22 protein-coding genes and 1 pseudogene are annotated in these 21,470 nt (G+C 49.8%); 10 read left to right on the top strand and 13 right to left on the bottom strand.

What is annotated here, in order from left to right; all coding sequences use genetic code 11:
• The first annotated feature begins 204 nt into the window (after positions 1-204).
• Positions 205-1,740: a SpoVR family protein gene (locus OH773_RS09215; protein ID WP_270145784.1), complete on the top strand. Its 1,536-nt coding sequence runs from the start codon at positions 205-207 to the stop codon at positions 1,738-1,740.
• A 77-nt stretch (positions 1,741-1,817) separates the two neighbouring features.
• Here the strand turns inward: OH773_RS09215 and fadR are convergent, their stop codons facing one another.
• Positions 1,818-2,537 carry a fatty acid metabolism transcriptional regulator FadR gene (gene fadR, locus OH773_RS09210; protein WP_270145041.1) on the bottom strand — a complete coding sequence of 240 codons (720 nt, stop codon included), beginning with the start codon at positions 2,535-2,537 and terminating at the stop codon, positions 1,818-1,820.
• Positions 2,538-2,829: 292 nt separating this feature from the next.
• Here fadR and nhaB point away from each other — a divergent pair, with 292 nt between their 5' ends.
• The gene (nhaB, locus tag OH773_RS09205; protein ID WP_270145039.1) at positions 2,830-4,395 is read left to right on the top strand and encodes a Na(+)/H(+) antiporter NhaB; all 1,566 of its coding nucleotides are present in this window, start codon (positions 2,830-2,832) and stop codon (positions 4,393-4,395) included.
• 182 nt (positions 4,396-4,577) lie between these two features.
• Positions 4,578-5,108 (top strand): disulfide bond formation protein DsbB, encoded by a 531-nt coding sequence (gene dsbB, locus OH773_RS09200; protein WP_270145037.1) that lies wholly within the window; start codon positions 4,578-4,580, stop codon positions 5,106-5,108.
• Between the two features lie 48 nt (positions 5,109-5,156).
• Here the strand turns inward: dsbB and OH773_RS09195 are convergent, their stop codons facing one another.
• The 6 genes from OH773_RS09195 to OH773_RS09170 all read right to left on the bottom strand — a co-directional run bounded on the left by OH773_RS09195 (position 5,157) and on the right by OH773_RS09170 (position 8,427).
• Entirely contained in the window at positions 5,157-5,393 is a 237-nt protein-coding gene (locus OH773_RS09195; RefSeq protein ID WP_270145036.1) for a putative hemolysin, read from the bottom strand.
• A 71-nt stretch (positions 5,394-5,464) separates the two neighbouring features.
• A complete protein-coding gene (gene ymcF, locus OH773_RS09190; protein ID WP_442865678.1) occupies positions 5,465-5,641 on the bottom strand; it encodes a cold shock small protein YmcF in 177 nt (58 codons plus the stop codon).
• A 95-nt stretch (positions 5,642-5,736) separates the two neighbouring features.
• On the bottom strand, positions 5,737-6,183 hold the full coding sequence (locus OH773_RS09185; RefSeq protein ID WP_270145034.1) for a YcgN family cysteine cluster protein: 447 nt from the start codon (positions 6,181-6,183) through the stop codon (positions 5,737-5,739).
• An 87-nt stretch (positions 6,184-6,270) separates the two neighbouring features.
• Positions 6,271-6,930 carry a fumarylacetoacetate hydrolase family protein gene (locus OH773_RS09180; protein ID WP_270145031.1) on the bottom strand — a complete coding sequence of 220 codons (660 nt, stop codon included), beginning with the start codon at positions 6,928-6,930 and terminating at the stop codon, positions 6,271-6,273.
• A gap of 78 nt (positions 6,931-7,008) precedes the next feature.
• Entirely contained in the window at positions 7,009-8,076 is a 1,068-nt protein-coding gene (locus OH773_RS09175; RefSeq protein ID WP_442865663.1) for a lytic murein transglycosylase, read from the bottom strand.
• Positions 8,077-8,151: 75 nt separating this feature from the next.
• Entirely contained in the window at positions 8,152-8,427 is a 276-nt protein-coding gene (locus tag OH773_RS09170; protein WP_183269515.1) for a YcgL domain-containing protein, read from the bottom strand.
• A 125-nt stretch (positions 8,428-8,552) separates the two neighbouring features.
• Here OH773_RS09170 and minC point away from each other — a divergent pair, with 125 nt between their 5' ends.
• The 3 genes from minC to minE are packed head-to-tail and all read left to right on the top strand — an operon-like array spanning position 8,553 to position 10,379.
• Positions 8,553-9,260: a septum site-determining protein MinC gene (gene minC, locus OH773_RS09165; RefSeq protein ID WP_270145028.1), complete on the top strand. Its 708-nt coding sequence runs from the start codon at positions 8,553-8,555 to the stop codon at positions 9,258-9,260.
• A gap of 24 nt (positions 9,261-9,284) precedes the next feature.
• Complete coding sequence (minD, locus tag OH773_RS09160) at positions 9,285-10,097, top strand: septum site-determining protein MinD (RefSeq protein ID WP_270145026.1); 813 nt, start codon at positions 9,285-9,287, stop codon at positions 10,095-10,097.
• 3 nt (positions 10,098-10,100) lie between these two features.
• Positions 10,101-10,379, top strand: a complete 279-nt coding sequence (minE, locus tag OH773_RS09155; RefSeq protein WP_034455225.1) for a cell division topological specificity factor MinE — start codon at positions 10,101-10,103, stop codon at positions 10,377-10,379.
• Positions 10,380-10,480: 101 nt separating this feature from the next.
• Here the strand turns inward: minE and rnd are convergent, their stop codons facing one another.
• From rnd to OH773_RS09130, 5 genes are all read right to left on the bottom strand, one after another.
• The gene (gene rnd / locus OH773_RS09150; protein WP_270145780.1) at positions 10,481-11,602 is read right to left on the bottom strand and encodes a ribonuclease D; all 1,122 of its coding nucleotides are present in this window, start codon (positions 11,600-11,602) and stop codon (positions 10,481-10,483) included.
• A 71-nt stretch (positions 11,603-11,673) separates the two neighbouring features.
• Positions 11,674-13,359 (bottom strand): long-chain-fatty-acid--CoA ligase FadD, encoded by a 1,686-nt coding sequence (gene fadD / locus OH773_RS09145; RefSeq protein WP_270145022.1) that lies wholly within the window; start codon positions 13,357-13,359, stop codon positions 11,674-11,676.
• 204 nt (positions 13,360-13,563) lie between these two features.
• The gene (locus OH773_RS09140) at positions 13,564-14,169 is read right to left on the bottom strand and encodes a Slp family lipoprotein (RefSeq protein ID WP_270145020.1); all 606 of its coding nucleotides are present in this window, start codon (positions 14,167-14,169) and stop codon (positions 13,564-13,566) included.
• A gap of 45 nt (positions 14,170-14,214) precedes the next feature.
• Positions 14,215-14,910 (bottom strand): tRNA (adenosine(37)-N6)-threonylcarbamoyltransferase complex dimerization subunit type 1 TsaB, encoded by a 696-nt coding sequence (gene tsaB / locus OH773_RS09135; RefSeq protein WP_270145019.1) that lies wholly within the window; start codon positions 14,908-14,910, stop codon positions 14,215-14,217.
• A gap of 70 nt (positions 14,911-14,980) precedes the next feature.
• A complete protein-coding gene (locus OH773_RS09130; protein ID WP_270145017.1) occupies positions 14,981-16,891 on the bottom strand; it encodes an ATP-dependent DNA helicase in 1,911 nt (636 codons plus the stop codon).
• Between the two features lie 121 nt (positions 16,892-17,012).
• On the opposite strand from OH773_RS09130, the gene OH773_RS09125 reads away from it, so the two are divergent.
• Complete coding sequence (locus OH773_RS09125) at positions 17,013-17,357, top strand: RidA family protein (protein ID WP_270145015.1); 345 nt, start codon at positions 17,013-17,015, stop codon at positions 17,355-17,357.
• Positions 17,358-17,470: 113 nt separating this feature from the next.
• Here the strand turns inward: OH773_RS09125 and OH773_RS09120 are convergent.
• Positions 17,471-17,644 (bottom strand): annotated as a pseudogene (locus OH773_RS09120) (YoaH family protein); the annotation flags it as partial.
• Between the two features lie 109 nt (positions 17,645-17,753).
• Here OH773_RS09120 and pabB point away from each other — a divergent pair.
• From pabB to sdaA, 3 genes are all read left to right on the top strand, one after another.
• The gene (pabB, locus tag OH773_RS09115; RefSeq protein WP_442865662.1) at positions 17,754-19,118 is read left to right on the top strand and encodes an aminodeoxychorismate synthase component 1; all 1,365 of its coding nucleotides are present in this window, start codon (positions 17,754-17,756) and stop codon (positions 19,116-19,118) included.
• A 4-nt stretch (positions 19,119-19,122) separates the two neighbouring features.
• A complete protein-coding gene (locus OH773_RS09110) occupies positions 19,123-19,701 on the top strand; it encodes a CoA pyrophosphatase (protein WP_270145011.1) in 579 nt (192 codons plus the stop codon).
• Positions 19,702-19,912: 211 nt separating this feature from the next.
• Positions 19,913-21,277 (top strand): L-serine ammonia-lyase, encoded by a 1,365-nt coding sequence (sdaA, locus tag OH773_RS09105; RefSeq protein WP_270145009.1) that lies wholly within the window; start codon positions 19,913-19,915, stop codon positions 21,275-21,277.
• Positions 21,278-21,470 lie beyond the last annotated feature (193 nt).

Here is a 21,470-nt window from a genome sequence, read left to right as displayed (position 1 = left end):
CGGGATAGTGATTATTAGGATCTCCTGCGAACGAATATATTTTCAACAGAACATTATTCTGTATGAGTCGCGATTAACGGGGTGTTCAGATGAGTAAATCGTGAGGAAAAAATTTTGCTTGCAGCGGATAAGTTTCAGGAGTTGTCTATTCTTGAAGGTGAGGCTTTCCATCCAGAGAGAGCCGCCAACAATGAGGGCGCGCTGATGGCTATTGTTACTGATTCCGCCACAAAGGATTCTAAACGTCTAAGTGATGGACCTGACTGGACGTTCGAGCTGCTTGATGTCTATCTCGACGAGATTGACCGGGTAGCCAAACTCTATCGGCTGGACACCTATCCTCATCAAATCGAAGTGATTACCTCCGAGCAAATGATGGACGCTTATTCGAGCGTCGGGATGCCGATTAACTACCCACACTGGTCGTTTGGTAAGAAATTCATCGAAACGGAACGGCTTTATAAACATGGGCAGCAAGGGCTTGCCTATGAAATCGTGATTAACTCGAACCCGTGCATTGCTTACTTGATGGAAGAAAACACCATCACAATGCAAGCGCTGGTTATCGCCCACGCCTGTTACGGGCATAACTCTTTCTTCAAAAATAACTATTTGTTCCGTAGCTGGACGGATGCCAGCTCGATTATCGATTACCTGATTTTCGCGCGTAAATACATTACCGAGTGCGAAGAACGCTACGGCGTGGACGAAGTTGAACGCCTGCTCGACTCTTGCCACGCGTTGATGAACTACGGCGTTGATCGCTATAAACGGCCGCAGAAAATTTCGTTGCAGGAAGAGAAAGCCCGGCAGAAAAGTCGCGAAGAGTATCTGCAAAGCCAGGTAAATACACTCTGGCGCACGTTGCCGCGCCGTGAAGAGGAAAAAACGATTGCAGAAGCGCGTCGTTACCCCTCTGAGCCACAAGAAAATCTGCTCTACTTTATGGAGAAGAATGCTCCGTTACTGGAGTCCTGGCAGCGCGAAATTTTGCGCATCGTGCGTAAGGTGAGCCAGTATTTTTATCCGCAGAAACAGACCCAGGTGATGAACGAAGGTTGGGCAACGTTCTGGCACTACACCATTCTTAACCATCTGTATGATGAAGGAAAAGTGACAGACCGCTTTATGCTTGAGTTCTTGCACAGCCACACCAATGTGGTGTTCCAGCCGCCGTACAACAGCCCGTGGTACAACGGGATCAACCCGTATGCTCTCGGCTTTGCCATGTTCCAGGATATCAAAAGGATTTGCCAGTCGCCGACGGAAGAAGATCGCTACTGGTTCCCGGATATTGCAGGTAAAGATTGGTTGGATACTCTGCATTTCGCAATGCGTGATTTTAAAGATGAAAGTTTTATCAGCCAGTTCCTGTCGCCTAAACTGATGCGGGATTTCCGTTTGTTTACCGTGCTGGATGACGATCGTAATAATTACCTGGAAATTGCCGCTATTCACAACGAAGAAGGTTACCGGAAGATCCGTGCTGAGTTGTCGGCGCAATACAATCTGAGCAACCTTGAGCCAAATATTCAGGTATGGAACGTCGATTTACGCGGTGACCGTTCGCTGACGCTGCGTTATATCCCGCATAACCGTGCGCCGCTGGATAAAGGGCGTCGGGAGGTTCTCAAACACGTGCATCGTTTGTGGGGCTTTGATGTGACGTTAGAGCAACAAAATGAAGATGGTAGCGTTGAGTTGCTTGAACGTTGCCCTCCTCGGCTTAACAGCCTGTAACCGGCATTTCACAGCCATAAAAAAACGCTTCCTTAGGGAAGCGTTTTTCGTATTACTGAGGTTAAAAAGATACCCGATTAACGGCTGTTCATCGCCAGATCGCCCGGTAAATTTTTCTGCATTCGATGCCAGATTTCACCACTTTCACGCCCGTAGGTACGAACGGTATCAAAGACCTGATCGTGCAATCCTTGTTGGCAAATTTCTGCCAAACGGTGATAGAAACCTAACGCCAGGCTACGCGCTTCAGGGCTTGAGAAATAGTGACGCCCGATACGGGTATACAATCCTTTCATTCCATTGAGGATCAATCCGTAAATCGGGTTCCCGGAAGCGAAAGCAAGTCCGCGGAAAATGCTGTAGTCCAGCTTTGCAAATGCATCAGCGTGGTCTTCAACACTGTTTGCCGTCGCCAATACTTCTTGCGCTTTATCTGGATGCTGACGAACAGCCGTGCGGATAAAGATAGTCGCGATGTTGGTTCGAACGGATAACAGGTTATCAATCAACTGCGGCACGCTGTCGTGATCGAGACGGGCCAGCGTTTCCAGAATGTTTAGACCTGAGGTTTCCCAGAAGTTATTCACTTTGGTCGGCTTGCCATGCTGAATCGTTAACCAGCCATCTCGCGCCAGGCGCTGAAGCACCTCGCGCAATGTGGTACGGGTGACGCCAATGAGCTCGGATAACTCTCGTTCAGCCGGAAGAATGGTTCCCGGAGCGAAGCGGTTATTCCAGATACTTTCGATGATATATTCTTCCGCGAAACCCGCTGGGCTCTGCGCCTTAATGACCATAGTATGCTTTCCATTACACAGGTTTTGCTAAAAGACTCATCATACCAGATGCCTTGCGGCGCAGGTAGCAGCGACAACCGCCAAAAGCGGAATCATGGTTTAATTTTGCACGCAATCACACTCCCCAGACTTTTTCCTATGGCTTGATTGATATCTTGCGCACGAGTAACCTGAAACCACTTATTTGATCGCAACTTTATATTTATCCGATATATTCAATTCGTTAGCGGTATGTGAATACCTCTTCTGTTCTTTGAAATATGACGGGTAACAGGAGCATGAAAAATTCACGATGGAAATGTCTACTGGTCGTGCGCTTTATCGCAACTTTCTAGGTCAATCTCCGAATTGGTACAAGCTGGCTTTACTGACTTTTCTAGTCGTTAACCCTTTGATTTTTTGGTTTATTAGTCCGTTTATTGCGGGCTGGCTATTAGTTGCAGAGTTTATCTTTACCCTTGCAATGGCGCTGAAATGCTATCCATTACTGCCTGGTGGTTTGTTGGCGTTTGAAGCGGTGTTCATCGGCATGACAAGCGCCGATCATGTGCGCGAAGAAATCGCGTCCAACCTTGAAGTGTTGTTGCTGCTGGTGTTTATGGTGGCGGGCATCTACTTCATGAAACAGCTTCTGCTGTTGGTATTTACTAAATTACTGCTTGGCATTCGATCGAAGATTTTACTTTCTCTCGCCTTTTGTATCGCAGCAGCCTTTTTATCGGCCTTCCTTGACGCACTAACAGTGGTTGCCGTCGTTATCAGTGTGGCAGTAGGTTTCTACGATATTTATCACCGGGTCGCCTCTAAGGGCGCCTTAGAGAATGATATCCAGGATGACACCCTTCTTGATGCTGATCATCGCAGCACGCTTGAGCAATTCCGGGCGTTTTTACGCAGCCTGATGATGCATGCAGGTGTGGGCACCGCTCTGGGTGGCGTGATGACGATGGTGGGTGAGCCTCAAAACCTGATCATTGCGAAAAATGCCGGTTGGCATTTTGGCGATTTCTTACTGCGCATGGCGCCAGTCACCATACCGGTTCTCATCTGCGGGTTGTTCACCTGTGTGCTGCTGGAGTCCACTAAAATCCTGGGTTACGGTGAAAAGCTGCCTGAAAAAGTCCGTGGCATTTTGCAGGACTACGATACGAAGAGTGCGCAAAAACGAACTCGCCAGGACAGCATGAAACTTATCGTTCAGGCATTGATTGGCATATGGCTGGTGATTGCGCTGGCGCTGCATTTGGCCGAAGTGGGGCTAATCGGTTTATCGGTGATTATCTTCGCCACCTCACTGTGCGGTGTGACCGATGAACACCAGATAGGCAAAGCCTTCACCGAAGCACTGCCGTTCACCGCCCTGCTAACGGTGTTTTTTGCCGTCGTCGCGGTAATCATTGATCAGCAGCTTTTCAAGCCTGTCATTCAATATGTATTGCAAGCCGAACCGCATTCGCAACTGGCGCTGTTCTACCTGTTCAACGGTATTTTGTCATCCATTTCCGATAACGTGTTTGTTGGAACGGTTTACATCAATGAAGCGAAAACTGCGCTGACTAATGGCATTATCGACCTCAAACAGTTTGAGTTACTTGCGGTGGCGATTAACACCGGGACAAACTTGCCATCCGTTGCCACTCCGAACGGTCAGGCTGCGTTTTTATTCCTGCTCACCTCGGCACTGGCACCCCTGATTCGTCTCTCTTATGGCCGCATGGTGCTCATGGCGTTGCCATATACGCTGGTACTGACAGTGGTCGGATTGTTGTGCGTACAGTTTACGCTTGTGCCAGCAACAGACTGGATGATGCAAGCCGGATGGATTTCGTCCCCCATCCTGAACGGTTTACCACATTAATCTAAATTTACGGGCAGCCTGCTGCCCGTTTACTTTTTTGTCTGATAAACATTCAATTAGCGTGTTATTTTGATGTGCCTACTGGCGCGGAAATCGAATTCGTTTACACTGCCGACTCATTACATATATATACCCACACCATTGCATCTTGTAGGGCGACGGGTATTGCAGGGATACTAATTATGTTGCGATATTTAAACCAATGCTCCCGCGGGCGAGGTGCCTGGCTTCTTCTGGCATTCACTGCTTTCGCTCTGGAAATGGTGGCATTGTGGTTCCAGCACGTCATGATGCTGAAGCCTTGTGTAATGTGTATTTATGAGCGTTGCGCATTGTTTGGCATCATGGGCGCCGGCATTGTTGGAGCCATTGCACCGAAATCACCGTTGCGTTATGCCGGAATTGCACTGTGGATCTACAGTGCCGGGAAAGGTCTGCAGTTGGCATGGGAGCACACAATGCTGCAACTTCATCCTTCACCATTTGTGACCTGTGATTTTGCGGCTCGTTTCCCAAGTTGGCTGCCACTGGATAAATGGTTGCCACAAGTCTTTGTCGCGACAGGCGACTGTGCCGAACGCCAGTGGGTTTTCCTGTCGCTGGATATGGTTCAATGGTTGGTAGGCATTTTTGCCGTCTTCCTGGTGATTGCCGTGCTGGTGTTGATCGCACAGCCCTTCAAGCCAAAACGTCGAGACCTGTTCGGTCGTTAAGTTCAGGATCCAGGAAAACAAAAACCCGCCTCGGCGGGTTTTTTATTATTAGTGGTCGCGACGATAAAGCGTCCACTGATCTATGCGTTCACCACTCGGCAATAAGCAATCACCGCGTTCACCCAAATCGGTTTTCACCGTTCTCAATTCACCGCCTTTATCTTTGCAGTAAACTGACGCGGGGTTCGGCATGCCGATAACCTGAGGCGGTTTGGGGGAAACAGGTTCGGGCGATGAACAGCCACTGAGTAAGAGTGCCCCGAGCAGTAGTGTTATTTTTTTCATTATTCCTCCGTTATGGAGGCTGAATGTTAACAGTGCAGAACTGGGGAAAGCAAAATCAGCGGCACACGCTCTTATCGAGCAGACACGTTATGTTGATGAATCGCACTCATCGGACGATGAAGGAGGTGCATCCCTGATTTACAGAAGATACAAACAGCGCCATGGGGATTTGTTTCTCGGACATCGTAGGGGGAAGTGCGATACTGTGAACCGCCACATGACGGACACTTAAATGTTAAATATTGGATAAAAACCTACTTTTACTTGTTATTGAAAGAACACCGTATCACAAAGAATTCACTTTGTACGATTTATTTTGGTGTTCTTCGATGACTCTGGTGATTTAGTCTGCCCACTCCGGTTTGTTCAGGATATGGTCTTGCCAGTCGCGAACTTCGGACTCTTTAACCGCGATGTGTCTTACCGAAATGCGCTCGCCGTGCATGGCAGCTTTAGAACCCGTCAATAAAGGATGCCATGCGGGTAAATCGTTGCCTTCTGCTAACAGACGATATGCACAGGTGTGTGGCAACCATTCGAAGGTAGGCAGATTGTCGCGCGTGAGTTTGATGCAGTCTGGTTCATAGTCGAAACGACGGGCATAGTTTTTACACTGGCACGTTTTGATGTTCAGTTGCTTACAGGCGACGTTGGTGAAATAGATTTCATCAGTATCTTCGTCCATCAATTTATGCAAACAGCACTGGCCGCAGCCGTCGCAGAGAGATTCCCACTCCGCGTCACTCATTTCGTCAAGTGTTTTGCACTGCCAGAACGGCGCTGTAGTCATGATGGTGTCCCGTAATTAAAACAAGCGCACCTTATAAACACTCTGAGCCTGAGATGCAAGTTTTGCCGCCCGCAGGCGGCAAATTGATTATAGTACGCGCGTGGTCAGACTGTGGTGAGCAAAGCTAACCTCTAATTCATCACCGCTGTTCAGCGGCCCAACGCCCTCCGGGGTGCCTGTAAGAATGACGTCCCCGGCACGCAAGGTGAAGTAACGGCTCATATACGCAATTAACGGGACAATCTTGTGGATCATATCGGAAGTACTGCCCTGCTGACGGATTTCACCATTGATCTTTAATCCGAGCTCCGTATTTTGCGGATCTCCGTTAAATTCACTGGCTGGAACAAAACCAGAAATCGGGCACGAATTATCGAACCCTTTGGCTTTTTCCCACGGTTGGCCCGCTTTTTTCAGTTTGCCTTGTAAATCACGCAATGTAAGATCAAGCGCTACGCCGTATCCCGCAATAGCCTTACTCACATGTTCATCCGTGGCTTTTCTCAAGGTTGAACCAATCAGAATCGCCAGTTCCACTTCATGGTGCACGGAACCAAAATCCTGAGGCAGAACCAGAGGCTGACGAATATCGCACAGCGCACTTTCAGGTTTAATGAACAACACCGGTTCGTCTGGTGTCGCACTGCCCATCTCTTTGATATGTTTTGCGTAGTTGCTCCCTACACACACTACTTTGCTGACCGGAAAATCCAGCAGCGCACCCTGCCAATTATGATGCTGATACATGCCTTTCCTCTGCGTCGTTGTGTTAACTACATTTGATACTAGAGAAAAAAAGCGCCACTGAATACTGATGAATCTACGTTATCGTGCGATTGCATCCGCCATCATACCGATGCTTATCGCAAAGTAGTAAGAACGATTCCAGTGCATAATTGTGCGGAAGTTGTTGTAGACCAGAAATGAACGCCCCTGATTGTCCTCCGGGGTCACGACCCAGGCTTTTTGTTTAGAGGCGTGCAACGGCGTTCCATCTTTAAGAGTGATACCTAATTTCTGCCACTGACTGACGGTTTTGCCCTGGTTGGTTTTAGTGCCCGCAATGGCGCTATCGAAACCCTTAGGTAAGACAACTTCTTTGCCCCATGAGCCACCCGCTTTCCAACCTTCCGTTTTCAGGTAATTGGCTGTGGAGGCAAAAACATCGCTGGTGCTCTGCCAGATATCAATTTTACCGTCACCATCGCCATCGGCACCGTAGTGCAGATATGAAGTTGGCATAAACTGGTTTTGCCCCATCGCCCCCGCCCACGAGCCTTTCAGCTCCGCTACGTTGATGTGCCCCTGATCGAGAATTTTCAAAGCCGCCATCAACTCTTTTGTGAAAAAGGCTTCCCGTCGTCCTTCAAAGGCAAGCGTTGCAAGGGCAGAAATGATGTCTTCTTTTCCCTGTATTTCACCAAAATGACTTTCCATCGCCCACAGCGCCACAATGTACTGGCTTTGCACCCCAGTCCGTTTACTGATTTGCTCTAATTCGCTTCGATGCTGCTGATACTGCGCGCGCGCCTTTTCAATCTTTTCCGGTGTAATAACCCGCGTCAGATATTCATCAAGCATGATTTTCTTTTCAAGCTGGTTCTGGTCAGATTTTATGACCCGATCAACAAAATGGACGTTTGCGAATGCGCTGTTGATGGTGTTACCGCTAATGCCCTGCGCCCTGGCCTGCGCTTTAAGGGTTTCAACATAAGCGGGGAATTCGGCGGGATCACGCCCCTGCTGTGCAAGTGTGATTGGCGCGGGTGCAGCTTCAGACTTAGGTGCAATCGGTGTGTTAACAAGGGATTGCGCCAGCTCCTCGGCGGATGTTGCGCTCAAACTGCTAAGCATAAAGGCGATGACCGTTAAACAAATTGCTGGAGTTTTCATCATTTTCCCCGCGGTGATTTGTTCTAAGTATCATCTACCTTTATGTATAGGAAAGATTTGGCACTCGTCTGAAACTTATTTTTTCGGACTATTTTCGAGATGCATTTTTAACAAACTTTCTGGCGGCGGTGGCAATTGCAAATAATAGCCCTCGTCTTTGAGTGCCTGTTTTACTTTTTCGATATCGGCACTGGCCAGTTTTTTACTCCCATCAAGCGGTAATAACATCGCCAATTGGGGTACGCCAAAACCTTTCATCAATTCTTCGGGAACTCGAGAGAAATCGTCTTTTTTTTCGACATAGAGATATGTCTGGTCACGTTTGCTACTTCTGTAGATCACACAAAACATTTTTTTTACTCTATTTTCGCCAGATGGTGGCTTGCCTGAATATACCTGTGACTATAACATGCCATATGTACTTCGGAATATCGTCCCACATCAGTGGGGATTATACCCAATTGAGTAAGGCCAGGATGTCAAACACGCCAATCGAGTTAAAAGGCAGCAGTTTTACCTTATCAGTGCTTCATTTACATGATGCGCAACCCGAGGTGATTCTCCAGGCCCTTCAGGAAAAAGTATCCCAGGCTCCCGCCTTTCTGAAAAATGCACCTGTGGTGGTGAATGTTGCCAGTCTGGATGGTTCAGTTAACTGGAAAAATGTCCAGCAAGCTGTCGTTTCTTCCGGATTGCGGGTTGTCGGTATTAGTGGCTGTAAAGACGAAGCGCTGAAAAAAGAAATTGAGCGTGCCGGCTTGCCATTGCTGACCGAAGGGAAAGAAAAAAATTCACGTGCTAAAGCCGTGCCCGCTGAGGTTCCAGCCCCTGTCGAGCCAATTGTTAACTCGGTCACAAAAACGCGTTTGATTGATACCCCGGTTCGCTCCGGACAGCGTATTTATGCACCAAACTGTGATTTGATTATCACCAATCACGTCAGTGCCGGTGCAGAACTTATAGCTGATGGTAATATTCATGTTTACGGCATGATGCGTGGCCGTGCCCTGGCGGGTGCCAGCGGCGATCGTGAAGCACAAATATTCTGTACAAATCTTGCTGCTGAGCTGGTCTCAATAGCGGGTGAATACTGGCTGAGTGAACAAATACCAGCTGATTATTATGGGAAAGCGGCACGCTTGAGTTTGGCCAGTGGTGCTCTCTCCGTTCAACCTTTGAATTAAGCCCTTTTAACAAGGAATTCCTTTATGGCACGCATTATTGTTGTTACATCGGGTAAAGGGGGCGTCGGTAAGACCACGTCCAGCGCGGCCATCGCTACGGGTTTGGCCCAGAAGGGAAGAAAAACCGTCGTAATCGATTTTGATATTGGCCTGCGTAACCTGGATTTGATTATGGGCTGCGAGCGTCGTGTGGTTTACGATTTCGTCAACGTTATTCAAGGCGATGCCACACTTAATCAGGCGTTAATCAGAGATAAGCGCACCGAGCAGCTCTATATTCTCCCGGCATCACAGACTCGCGATAAAGACGCCCTCACACGTGAAGGCGTGGCGAAAGTGCTTGAAGACCTGAAAAATATGGACTTCGAATTTATCGTTTGTGATTCCCCAGCGGGTATCGAAACTGGCGCATTAATGGCGCTCTATTTCGCCGATGAAGCGATTATCACCACCAACCCGGAAGTTTCGTCCGTACGTGACTCTGACCGCATTCTGGGTATTCTTTCGTCTAAATCTCGCCGTGCAGAAAACGGTGAGGCGCCGATTAAAGAACATCTGCTGTTAACTCGCTACAATCCAGGCCGTGTGACACGCGGGGATATGCTCAGCATGGAAGATGTGCTGGAAATCCTACGCATTCCATTAGTTGGGGTTATCCCGGAAGATCAATCTGTTCTGCGCGCGTCAAACCAGGGTGAGCCGGTCATTCTTGACCAGGAAGCTGACGCTGGTAAAGCTTACGCAGATACTGTTGAACGCCTGCTTGGCGAAGATCGCCCTTTCCGCTTCATTGAAGAAGAGAAGAAAGGCTTCCTCAAACGCCTGTTCGGAGGATAAGTTATGGCATTATTAGACTTTTTTCTCTCACGGAAAAAGAACACCGCCAACATTGCAAAAGAACGCCTGCAAATTATCGTTGCAGAACGCCGCCGTGGTGATAGTGAACCGCATTATTTACCGCAGCTAAAACGCGATATTCTGGAAGTGATCTGCAAATACGTAAAAATCGATCCAGAGATGTTAACCGTCGTTCTCGATCAAAAAGATGACGATATTTCTGTTCTGGAACTTAACGTGACGTTGCCAGAGACACAGGAAGCAACAACCAAATCTGCGTAATTGATTTTCTCGAAATAAACCCCTGGAATAATCCTGGGGTTTATTTTTTTGTTATGACAACTCGATATTAATTCAGATTATTCTTAATAACGCTTCGTATATTAATAATCTGCCAGCAATGTTTTTAACGCTTCGCCCATTACTTGTCCACGCCATCCACTGATTAATTCCGGGTGCATCGTTTGCGATTTTAATTGCCAGTGCCAGTTCAACAACTGGTTAATTTGTCGACGTGATGCAAGCAATTCAGCGCTTAAACCACAAGTCTCACTCACTTGCTGTACTAACGCCTTAATCGCTTTAAATACACGGCGATATCCCGGCATATCGACCAGATTGCTTAATGGTTCTGGTAATTCATCTTCAGATAGCGCCTGAGCTTCTTCAACCATCGCCAACAGCGCTTTACCGTGGAATCGGATTTCGCTACCGCTCAGACCCAGATGTTCCAGCTCACCCAACGACCCCGGCATGTAACGCGCAACTTGCCAGAGATGTTCTTCGCGAACCACGAAATTGACGGCCATATCGCGTTCGCGCGCTTTGCGCAGACGCCATGAAGCCAGTTTCTTCAGACAAGCCAGCTGGCGAGTTCTTAACTGCCACGCGTTGCCGATTTCACGCCAGGCTTCTTCGGGATCCAGCACATCCTGACGACGTGCCGCCATCAGGTTACATTCATCCAGCGCCGCCTCCATCCAACCTGCGGCTTGTGTCTCTTCCATCAACTTATGCGCAATAGGCAGCAAATACAGCACATCTGCGGCAGCATAATCACACTGACGCTCAGTCAACGGGCGCGCAAGCCAGTCGGTACGAGATTCACTTTTATCCAGCGCAATACCCGTGAAGGACTCAACGATAGTGGCAAAACCACAAGAGAGCGGGCGTCCACTAAACGCCGCCAGAATCTGCGTATCAATAAACGGGTCCGGCAGCATGCCAAACGCATTGAGGAATACTTCCAGATCTTCGCTACCTGCGTGTAGAAATTTAATCACCGCCTTGTCTTGTAGCAACGCTTTAAACGGTGACCAGTCAGTGATGGTTAACGGGTCGATAAGCGAAGCCGTCTCACCGTCGTACAACTGGATCAAACCCAGTTGCGGATAGTAAGTGCGGGTACGAACAAATTCGGTATCCAGCGCAATAGCGGGAAAGTGACGAGCCGCTTCGCACACAGAGCCAAGGGCTTCATCGGTAATAATCATTTGGTAAGTCAAATTCAGTTCTCTTAGGTTTGCGCCCATAAAAAACGCCGGCAGAACCGGCGTTAGGGCGACTGACTCGGAGCTCAGGCTTTATTGTTGCCTTTACTGACCGATTCGTCACGTAGTTCTCGTCGTAAAATTTTGCCAACGTTTGATTTTGGCAGCTCTTCGCGGAACTCAACTAGCTTCGGTACTTTGTAACCTGTGAGGTGGCGGCGACAAAAAACAACCAATGCCTCTTCGGTTAAAGAGGGATCTTTTTTCACAACGAAGATTTTTACTGCTTCACCGGATGCGCCACTTGGGACACCGACTGCCGCGACTTCAAGCACACCGCTATGCTGCATGACGACGTCTTCGATTTCGTTCGGATAGACGTTAAAACCCGAAACCAGAATCATATCTTTCTTACGGTCGACGATGCGCATAAAGCCCTCTTCGTCCATGACCGCAACATCTCCGGTTCGCAGCCAACCGTCTTGTAAAATTTCATCCGTCGCATCCGGACGCTGCCAGTAACCCAGCATCACCTGCGGCCCTTTCACGCACAGTTCGCCCGGCTCACCAGGAGGCACTTCTTCACCTTCGTCATCAATCAGCTTCACTTCGGTTGATGGCACCGGCAAGCCGATACTCCCACTGTGGTAATCCATATCGTGAGGATTGGCGCTGACTAATGGCGCACACTCGGTCAGGCCGTAGCCTTCGAGTAAGAAACGCCCGGTCAATTTTTCCCAACGTTCAGCAACCACTTGTTGTACCGGCATTCCGCCACCAGCAGAAAGATGCAGGCTTGAGAAATCAAGTTGCTGGAAATCTTTGTTGTTAAGTAGCGCATTGAACAGCGTGTTAACGCCAGTCATGGCGGTAAACGGATACTTCGCCAGTTCTTTCACCAGCCCCGGAATATCACGTGGGTTGGTTATCAGCAGGTTTTGCCCACCAATTTCAATAAACAGCAGGCAGTTCATCGTCAGAGCAAAAATGTGATAAAGCGGTAACGCCGTCACCACCAGCTCTTTGCGTTCAAACAATAATGGGCTATATGCTGCTCTGACTTGCTCAAGGTTCGCTAACATGTTGCGGTGTGTCAGCATCGCCCCTTTGGCAACTCCCGTCGTGCCACCGGTATATTGCAGGAACGCGAGGTCAGCACTCACAATTTCAGGTTTAATGTACTGGAGGCGATAACCCTGTTGCAGCGCACTGCGGAACGAAATAGCATCAGGCAGATGGTACTTAGGCACTAAACGTTTGACGTACTTAACAACGAAGTTGACCAGCGTGCCTTTTGCCGCGGAAAGCTGATCGCCCATACGGGTCAAAATAACGTGTTTTACCTGGGTCTTTTCGACAACCTTTTCCAGGGTGTGCGCAAAGTTAGAGACAATCACTATGGCGCTTGCACCGCTGTCGTTGAGTTGATGTTCAAGCTCACGCGGGGTGTACAATGGGTTGACGTTTACCACCACCATACCCGCACGCAAAATACCAAACAACGCAACGGGGTACTGCAACAGATTCGGCATCATTAGCGCAACACGATCGCCCTTCTGCAAGCCAAGACCCTGCTGTAAATATGCAGCAAAAGCACGGCTTCGCTCTTCCAGCTTACGGAACGTCATCACTTCGCCCATATTCACGAATGCAGGCTGATCGGCATAACGTGCCGTTGCTTGCTCAAACATATCAACCAGGGACTGATAACGGTCAGGATTTATCTCAGCCGCAACATCGGCTGGGTAGCGGTTAAGCCAAACCTTCTTCAAGGATCCACCTCTGAATTTATTATTCGTCGTCATCACAACCCCAATATAGAAACACGTCGTTAACATAATATTAACTCAGCGTACCAGTTTATTAATTAGACTGATTTAAGGTTGCGAAGCACATCACTAATTATTTTTATTCGATTGTTTAAATAAAGAGACAGCGGACATGCCGCTGTCTGGTTAGTCCGATAAAACAAACAATTACTCAGTTACGATAGTCTGCACCTGTGCAGGGCCTGGATTATACCATCCACCGCCGCCCCACATCCCGCCGTAGCCATAACGCCCACGATAAGGATACGGCCCGCCCCAGAACCACGGGTCGATAGGTTGTGGTGGCATGACCACTTGCTGCGTGACACGCCAGCGTTTATAGCCATTGACCTGCATCACCATATATCGATAGGCAGTTTCGCCTACTTTGCCTTCAACCACGCCGGTGATTGGGCCAACTACGGTGACTAATTGTCCACGGAAGTCTACGGGATCGAGGAAGCCATTTACGTCAGCGTAAATACGCCCTCTTGAAGGCTCACCCAATTGCGGGCGTGCGCCGTCATCGAGGCTAACCGTGGCAATTTCCAGCCGTGTTTTGCCTTGTTTGTTATCGATGTTCACCACTCGCCCACCAAAGCGCGCTTCTTGCCCAACGTAGAGCTGCGGCGCGTTCATCACGCGTGCTAAATCTTGTTGAGGCGTGGCACTGGTGCCTTTAATCGCATCGGGGATGGTGACACAACCGCTAAGCATCACTACGGCAGCAACTGCAAATAATCGGGTGACAATTCTGACATTCAAACCAGCCATATCCTTTCTCCTTAACGCAGTTTCGCTGCACGAAAACGTTGGAAACTATTCTCTGCCTGGAAGCTTCTTCCATGTCACTTCGTTACGCAGATAAACCGGTTCGGCATGTTCTACCGCCACCGTACAACCATCATTTAATGCCTGAATCGCCAGAGGTAACATATCTTCTGCGGCAGGAAGAGTGACTTCACCATCACGGATGATCACTTCACTGCCCTGCGCCATATCCGGCCAGGCCTGCCAGCCAGTACCTACTGTCGCCCATTCCCCCTGAAGTTGCTTCAAACGTTCGGTAACAGCTTCAGGTTTCAGCACGGCTTCAGTTTCTTCGCCGTGCCATACGCCGTGTTCGTCACGCTGATATTCAGCCCAATAGACTTCGCCCATTCGCGCATCGATAGCAGCCAGCACGCGGGTCGCTTTTGTCAAACGCCAGGCACCTTGCGCCATAGTGGCCAGCGTCGAAATGCCAATCATCGGCAATTCAGCACCCAGAGCCAACCCTTGCGCGATGCCAATACCGATACGCACACCGGTAAAACTACCTGGGCCACGGCCGTAAGCAAGCGCATTCAATGCGGTCAGACCAACGTCTCCCTCATTCAATATGTCGCGTACCAGCGGTAAAATGCGTTGGGTATGTTCGCGTGGGCAGAGTTCGAAATGGGCACGGATCGCCCCTTCATTATACAGGGCAACCGAACATGCTTCTGTCGCGGTATCGATGGCTAAAATTCGCATGGTATTGCCAACCTCTGGCAGGAAATAAAGGTCAAAAATCGGCGCGCATCATACCATAGCATGGCACAAATTACTGCGCCGAGCGGTGGTTAAGGAAGTCAACTGCCCGATTAATATCCCGCGTACGCGGTGTAGGAGGCAGACTATTAAGGAATACGGCACCGTACGGACGCATCACCAGACGATTATCGCAAATCACCAACACCCCCCGATCATCAACATCACGGATTAAACGCCCAACGCCTTGTTTTAAGGTAATAACCGCATCCGGGAGTTGCACGTCCTCGAAAGGATCCCCACCACGCAGGCGGCAATCTTCCATACGTGCTTTTAGCAGAGGATCGTCTGGGGAGGTGAACGGCAGCTTGTCGATAATGACCAGCGAGAGCGCGTCACCACGCACATCCACACCTTCCCAAAAACTGCTTGTGGCGACCAACAGGGCGTTACCCGCATCCACAAACTGCTGCAACAGTTGACCTTTACTGGTTTCCCCCTGCAACAACACCGGTAACGTCATTGTGGCGCGAAATTGTTCAGCTAAATCGCGCATCATCGAGTGAGAAGTACAAAGCATAAAGCACCGGCCATTGTTGGCTTCGATAAGCGGCTTGAGCATTTTTGCCAGATGCTTGCCCGCAGCCGGTTGATTCGGTGTTGGCAAGCCGCGCGGCACGCACAACAGTGCCTGAGTGGCGTAATCAAACGGGCTGGCGAGTAACAAGGTTTCTGCGCCGGCAATGCCGAGGCGCTCGGTAAAGTGGCTGAGCTGGTCGTTTACCGAAAGCGTAGCTGAGGTAAAAATCCAGGTTCCCGCTTTCTGGCTTATCACTTCCTGGAATTTATCTGCGACGGAAAGCGGTGTCAGCGCCAGCGTGAAGTTACGCGCATTACATTCATACCAGTAGCTGTAACCCGGAGTATCGACCTCTTTCAGGCGCTTAATGCGTCCGCGCAAAATCACTGTGCGTTCAAAAGCGGCATCGAGTAATGCAGAGCGCCCAAGTGAGAGCTTTGCCACGTCGTAACATAATTCGAGCGCGTCATCGAGCAGCAGTAGCGCACGTTGCACCGACGGTTCCGCCAGTAATTCACGCAAGTTTCCACGGTATCCAGGGTCACCCATTTGCAGGCGAAAATCCTGGGTACTTTGCGCCAGTCGGTCGGCACTCTTTTGTAATTGCTGCGCATCGCGTACTTCCGTGCGGTAGGCAATGGAGATGTCTTTCGCAATATCCAGAAGCTGGCGGCTGGAGACAGACTGCCCAAAGTATTGGCTGGCAATGTCGGGAATTTGGTGGGCTTCATCGAATATCATGACTTCAGCTTCAGGAATCAATTCGCCGAAACCGCCCTCTTTAACCACCATATCCGCCAAAAAAAGGTGATGGTTGACGACGACCACGTCAGAGTCCATCGCTTTTTTACGCGCTTTCACCACGAAACAGTCTTTGTAAAGCGGGCAATCCTGCCCCAGACAGTTATCGTTAGTGCTGGTGACCATCGGCCAGACGGTTGAATCTTCGGCCACACTCGCGCATGTGCTGATATCACCATCCACGGTTTCAATCGCCCAACCGCGTAACTTAACGATATCGCTTAGCGTCTGGACTTGCAGATCGCCGCCCGCCAGCGCCTGTTGTTCTAAACGCTCGATGCATAAATAGTTCGAACGCCCTTTCAGGAGTGCCAGTCGCCCTTTAAAATCCAGCGCGCGAGCAACCGTTGGTAAATCGCGAGAGAAGAGCTGATCCTGTAACGCTTTTGATCCCGTAGAGATAATGACTTTTTTGCCTGAACGCAGAGCTGGAGCCAGATACGCATAGGTTTTACCGGTTCCTGTTCCCGCCTCCACCACCAGTTCACGCCCGGAAGCGATCGCATGGGTGACGGCTTGAGCCATCTGGCGTTGTGGTTCACGCGGTTTAAAACCCGCTATCGCCGTGGCGAGTTGGCCGTCTGCTGCAAAATCGTCTATCACATTACCCCCTGGGTTTATTGACAGTGATTATGTCAGCCTGAGAGAGGTTAAGCCAGTGGAAGCCGTCTGCGGTTTGTGGCAGGCTGTCGCGCAATATGAACCAGCTGATAAGGAAACAGTGATGAGTATTGTGCGTATAAAACCGGAAGCACGTTGGTCTGATGCGGTTATTCATAACAACACGTTGTATTACACCGGTGTGCCAGAAAACCTTGATGCAGATGCTTACGAGCAAACCGCTAACACACTTGCGCAAATCGACACTGTGCTTCAGGAACAAGGCAGCGGTAAGAGTAAGATCCTCGACGCAACCATTTTTTTGCCTGAAAGTGCCGACTTTGCAGCGATGAATAAAGCCTGGGATGAATGGGTTGTTGCGGGTCATGCGCCGGTACGTTGTACCGTGCAGGCAAAATTGATGAACCCGCGTTATAAAGTAGAAATTAAGATTATCGCGGCAGTGTGACAGAATGCGGGCTCCGGCCCGCATTTTTACTCTTCGTCTTCTTCGTAACGATCGACATAGCGTTCTTCAGTGTCGCCATTCGCGTCTTCATCGTCACTTTCCGCATTGCCGACATCGTCATCCTCAAAGCGGACTGCAACCATCTCGCCGGTATGGTTGGCTCGAATTTCTGCGGCGACGAGCGTAATCGCTTCGCCACTGCTCATGCCCTGGGCCATCAGTTCCTGAATACGCTCTACAGCTTTCTGTTGCTGCTCATGGGATAATGAGGGTAATCCTGCAAACATTTTCGACTCCTGTTACATTGCCTGGGTTAATTATTTCACGCTGCTTTCAGGGTTTCCAGAGGGTTCCCTGGTTTGGCAGGATGATTTGTCTCTTTCTTAGTTGTGGTTTATGACGTTGCAGACTCTAACTTTTCGAACTTTGCCGTGGAATCCCGATGCTGTCCAACACACTTTCAAAGCGTTAGCACAACAACCGTGGGCCATGCTCTTGCATTCCGGCTTCGCCGATCATCCCCATAATCGCTTTGATATTCTGGTGGCCGAGCCTCGGGCAACAGTAGTGACGCGCGGCCCTGAAACGACAATCTGCGTCGAAGGCAACAGCTCGAAGCATCACGGCGATCCGTTGCAGTGGTTACAGCAAACCCTGGACAGCTTTGGTTATCAACCGGCAACACACCCTGACCTCCCTTTCTTAGGCGGAGCTCTGGGCTTATTTGGTTATGACCTGGGTCGCCATTTCGAAAAATTACCTGAGCAGGCGCAATGCGATCTTACAACACCCGATATGGCGATTGGGATTTATGATTGGGCACTGATTGCCGATCACCTGAAACAGTCTCTGACATTGCTGTGTTGGGGGGATATAGAGGCTCGCCAACAGTATCTCGACACGCTGACACCAGAAAGCCCTTATCAACCCTTCCGCCTGACAAGCGCGTGGCAGTCCAGTATGACCCGCGAGCAGTATGGACTTAAATTCCGTCAGGTACAGGAATATCTCAAAAGTGGCGATTGCTACCAGGTGAACCTTGCGCAGCGCTTTCATGCCAGCTACGAAGGCGATGAATGGCAAGCCTTTGAACAGTTGAATGCGGCTAACCGCGCGCCGTTTAGTGCCTTTATTCGTTTGCCTGACAGCGTCATTTTAAGCCTTTCTCCTGAGCGGTTTATTTTACTTGAAGGTGACCATATTCAGACCCGCCCGATAAAAGGGACGTTGCCACGCCTTGAAGATCCACAGACCGATGCTCAACAGGCTGAAAAACTGGCAAATTCACCGAAAGATCGCGCTGAAAATTTGATGATTGTGGATTTGCTGCGTAATGACATTGGCCGAGTGGCTGTGCCAGGCAGCGTAAAAGTCCCGGAGCTGTTCGTGGTCGAACCTTTTCCCGCCGTCCATCATCTGGTGAGCACGATAACCGCGCAATTGCCGTCGCATCTCAAAGCAACAGATTTACTGCGCGCCTGTTTCCCTGGAGGGTCGATAACGGGAGCACCCAAAGTGCGCGCCATGGAAATCATTGAAGAGCTTGAGCCGCAGCGACGTAATGTCTGGTGCGGGAGCATTGGCTATTTGAGCTTCTGCGGGAAGATGGACACCAGTATTACCATCAGGACGCTGACCGCCGAAGGAGGCAAACTTTACTGCTCGGCAGGTGGCGGAATTGTGGCTGATAGTGTTGAATCTGCGGAGTATCAGGAAACTTTTGATAAAGTTAACCGTATTCTTCCGCAACTAGAGAAGTGATGGTATGTCCGGTTCGTCATTGAGCATGAGTGATTTTTTATCGCGTTTTCAACTAATGCAGCCCCCAGCGACACGCATGAGCGGGAATAAGCGCCAGGCTGCGGTGTTGATCCCTATTGTGCGCCGCCCGCAACCAGGGCTGCTGTTGACCCAACGTTCAGCCCTGCTGCGCAAGCATGCCGGTCAAGTTGCCTTTCCTGGCGGTGCGGTAGACGACACTGATGAGTCGCTCATTGCCGCAGCACTGCGCGAAGCCTGGGAAGAAGTGGCTATATCGCCAGACTGCGTTGATGTTATCGGCACTCTGCCCCCCGTGGACAGCGTCACGGGTTTTCAGGTTACGCCGGTTGTTGGCATTATTCCTCCCGATTTACCTTACCGGGCCTGCGAAGATGAAGTGGCAGCCGTTTTTGAAATGCCCTTGATGGAAGCACTCACCCTGGGCCGCTATCATCCTTTGGATATTCATCGTCGCGGTAACGCTCATCGCGTCTGGCTTTCATGGTATCAGCACTACTTTGTCTGGGGCATGACTGCCGGAATTATCCGCGAGTTGGCTTTACAGATAGGCGTGGAAGATTGATCACTCTTTAATTCTGCAAATAACGCTATATTTAGAGAAGTATCTGGTCGTGACTTTGTCGCTTTTGGTTAAGATTAGGCAAGCTAAGGTTAAGCATTAGTTTAATTCATGTGAATAGTTTACTACGGTGAGCAATAAATTTTTAAACTAGTCAGCTGCGATTTCACAGCAGCAAATTTTATTTAGCCGGTGTCCTGAAAGGAGTTTTAGTGTGATTAGCATATTCGACATGTTCAAAGTCGGCATTGGGCCATCCAGTTCCCATACCGTCGGTCCGATGAAGGCCGGTAAGTTGTTTGTCGATGATCTGGTCGAAAAAGGATTACTTGAAGACACGACACGCATCGCTGTCGATGTCTACGGTTCTCTTTCTCTGACAGGTAAAGGCCACCATACTGATATCGCTATCATTATGGGTCTTGCAGGTAACGAACCTGCCACTGTTGATATTGACTCCATTCCCGCATTCATCCGCGATGTAGAAGCGCGTGAACGTTTGTGGCTGGCGCAGGGCCGTCACGAAGTCGATTTCCCAAAAGAGTCCGGCATGTGTTTCCGCAACGACAACCTGTCGCTGCATGAAAACGGTATGTCTATCCACGCGTTCAGCGGCGAAAAAGCAATCTACAGCAAAACCTACTATTCCATCGGTGGTGGTTTTATCGTCGATGAAGAGAATTTCGGCAAAGACGCGGCTAACGAAGTGGTAGTGCCTTACTCGTTCAATTCTGCGCAAGAAATGCTGCAGCACTGCAAAGATACCGGCATGTCGTTGTCTGGCGTCATTATGCAAAACGAACTGGCGCTGCACAGCCGTAAAGAGATTGAAGAGTATTTCGCCAATGTCTGGCAAACGATGCGTGCCTGTATCGACCGTGGTGTAAACACTGAAGGTGTTTTACCTGGCCCGTTGCGCGTTCCTCGTCGTGCTTCCGCGTTGCGCCGCATGCTGGTATCCAGCGATAAGCTCTCCAATGACCCAATGAACGTTGTCGATTGGGTGAACATGTTTGCGCTGGCGGTTAACGAAGAAAACGCTGCGGGTGGACGTGTTGTTACCGCACCGACTAACGGAGCCTGCGGTATCGTACCGGCGGTGTTGGCGTACTATGACCACTTTATCGAATCAGTCAGCCCTGATACTTACATCCGCTACTTCCTCGCTTCAGGTGCCATTGGTGCGCTGTATAAGATGAACGCCTCTATCTCTGGTGCTGAAGTGGGTTGTCAGGGTGAAGTGGGTGTGGCCTGCTCAATGGCAGCGGCTGGCCTGGCTGAGATCCTGGGCGCCAGCCCTGAGCAAGTCTGTGTTGCGGCTGAAATTGGTATGGAACACAACCTCGGTCTGACTTGCGACCCCGTTGCGGGTCAAGTTCAAGTGCCGTGTATCGAACGTAACGCCATTGCTTCCGTGAAAGCAATCAACGCCACGCGTATGGCAATGCGTCGCACCAGTGAGCCGCGCGTTTCTCTCGATAAAGTGATTGAAACGATGTACGAAACGGGCAAAGACATGAATGCGAAGTACCGCGAGACGTCCCGTGGCGGCCTGGCAATTAAAGTGCAGTGTGACTAACTCCCCCCTGGCCCTCGAATTCGGGGGCCAACCTACCACGGGTCATTCTTATTTCTGCGACCAGAAAAATGACAGATACCGTGCTTGCGACGCTTGTGCGAACGAACCACTTAGCGGTCATCTAAAAGTATGATTTTACGATCGTGTTTCCAAACCCCCACTACACTTTGAGTGTTCTGCGTGCCGATTTCGG

Source organism: Buttiauxella sp. WJP83, from assembly GCF_027594725.1.
In the GTDB taxonomy this organism is placed as follows: Bacteria; Pseudomonadota; Gammaproteobacteria; order Enterobacterales; family Enterobacteriaceae; genus Buttiauxella; species Buttiauxella selenatireducens.
Note: the sequence above shows the minus strand (reverse complement) of the source record. Positions and strands in the feature narration are given on the sequence as shown.

Coding starts and splice junctions, on each gene's coding strand:
- OH773_RS09215 (WP_270145784.1), top strand. CDS start 205: ATGGCTATTGTTACTGATTCCGCCACAAAGGATTCTAAACGTCTAAGT.
- fadR (WP_270145041.1), bottom strand. CDS start 2,537: ATGGTCATTAAGGCGCAGAGCCCAGCGGGTTTCGCGGAAGAATATATC.
- nhaB (WP_270145039.1), top strand. CDS start 2,830: ATGGAAATGTCTACTGGTCGTGCGCTTTATCGCAACTTTCTAGGTCAA.
- dsbB (WP_270145037.1), top strand. CDS start 4,578: ATGTTGCGATATTTAAACCAATGCTCCCGCGGGCGAGGTGCCTGGCTT.
- OH773_RS09195 (WP_270145036.1), bottom strand. CDS start 5,393: ATGAAAAAAATAACACTACTGCTCGGGGCACTCTTACTCAGTGGCTGT.
- OH773_RS09185 (WP_270145034.1), bottom strand. CDS start 6,183: ATGACTACAGCGCCGTTCTGGCAGTGCAAAACACTTGACGAAATGAGT.
- OH773_RS09180 (WP_270145031.1), bottom strand. CDS start 6,930: ATGTATCAGCATCATAATTGGCAGGGTGCGCTGCTGGATTTTCCGGTC.
- OH773_RS09175 (WP_442865663.1), bottom strand. CDS start 8,076: ATGAAAACTCCAGCAATTTGTTTAACGGTCATCGCCTTTATGCTTAGC.
- OH773_RS09170 (WP_183269515.1), bottom strand. CDS start 8,427: ATGTTTTGTGTGATCTACAGAAGTAGCAAACGTGACCAGACATATCTC.
- minC (WP_270145028.1), top strand. CDS start 8,553: ATGTCAAACACGCCAATCGAGTTAAAAGGCAGCAGTTTTACCTTATCA.
- minD (WP_270145026.1), top strand. CDS start 9,285: ATGGCACGCATTATTGTTGTTACATCGGGTAAAGGGGGCGTCGGTAAG.
- minE (WP_034455225.1), top strand. CDS start 10,101: ATGGCATTATTAGACTTTTTTCTCTCACGGAAAAAGAACACCGCCAAC.
- OH773_RS09140 (WP_270145020.1), bottom strand. CDS start 14,169: ATGGCTGGTTTGAATGTCAGAATTGTCACCCGATTATTTGCAGTTGCT.
- tsaB (WP_270145019.1), bottom strand. CDS start 14,910: ATGCGAATTTTAGCCATCGATACCGCGACAGAAGCATGTTCGGTTGCC.
- OH773_RS09125 (WP_270145015.1), top strand. CDS start 17,013: ATGAGTATTGTGCGTATAAAACCGGAAGCACGTTGGTCTGATGCGGTT.
- pabB (WP_442865662.1), top strand. CDS start 17,754: ATGACGTTGCAGACTCTAACTTTTCGAACTTTGCCGTGGAATCCCGAT.
- OH773_RS09110 (WP_270145011.1), top strand. CDS start 19,123: ATGTCCGGTTCGTCATTGAGCATGAGTGATTTTTTATCGCGTTTTCAA.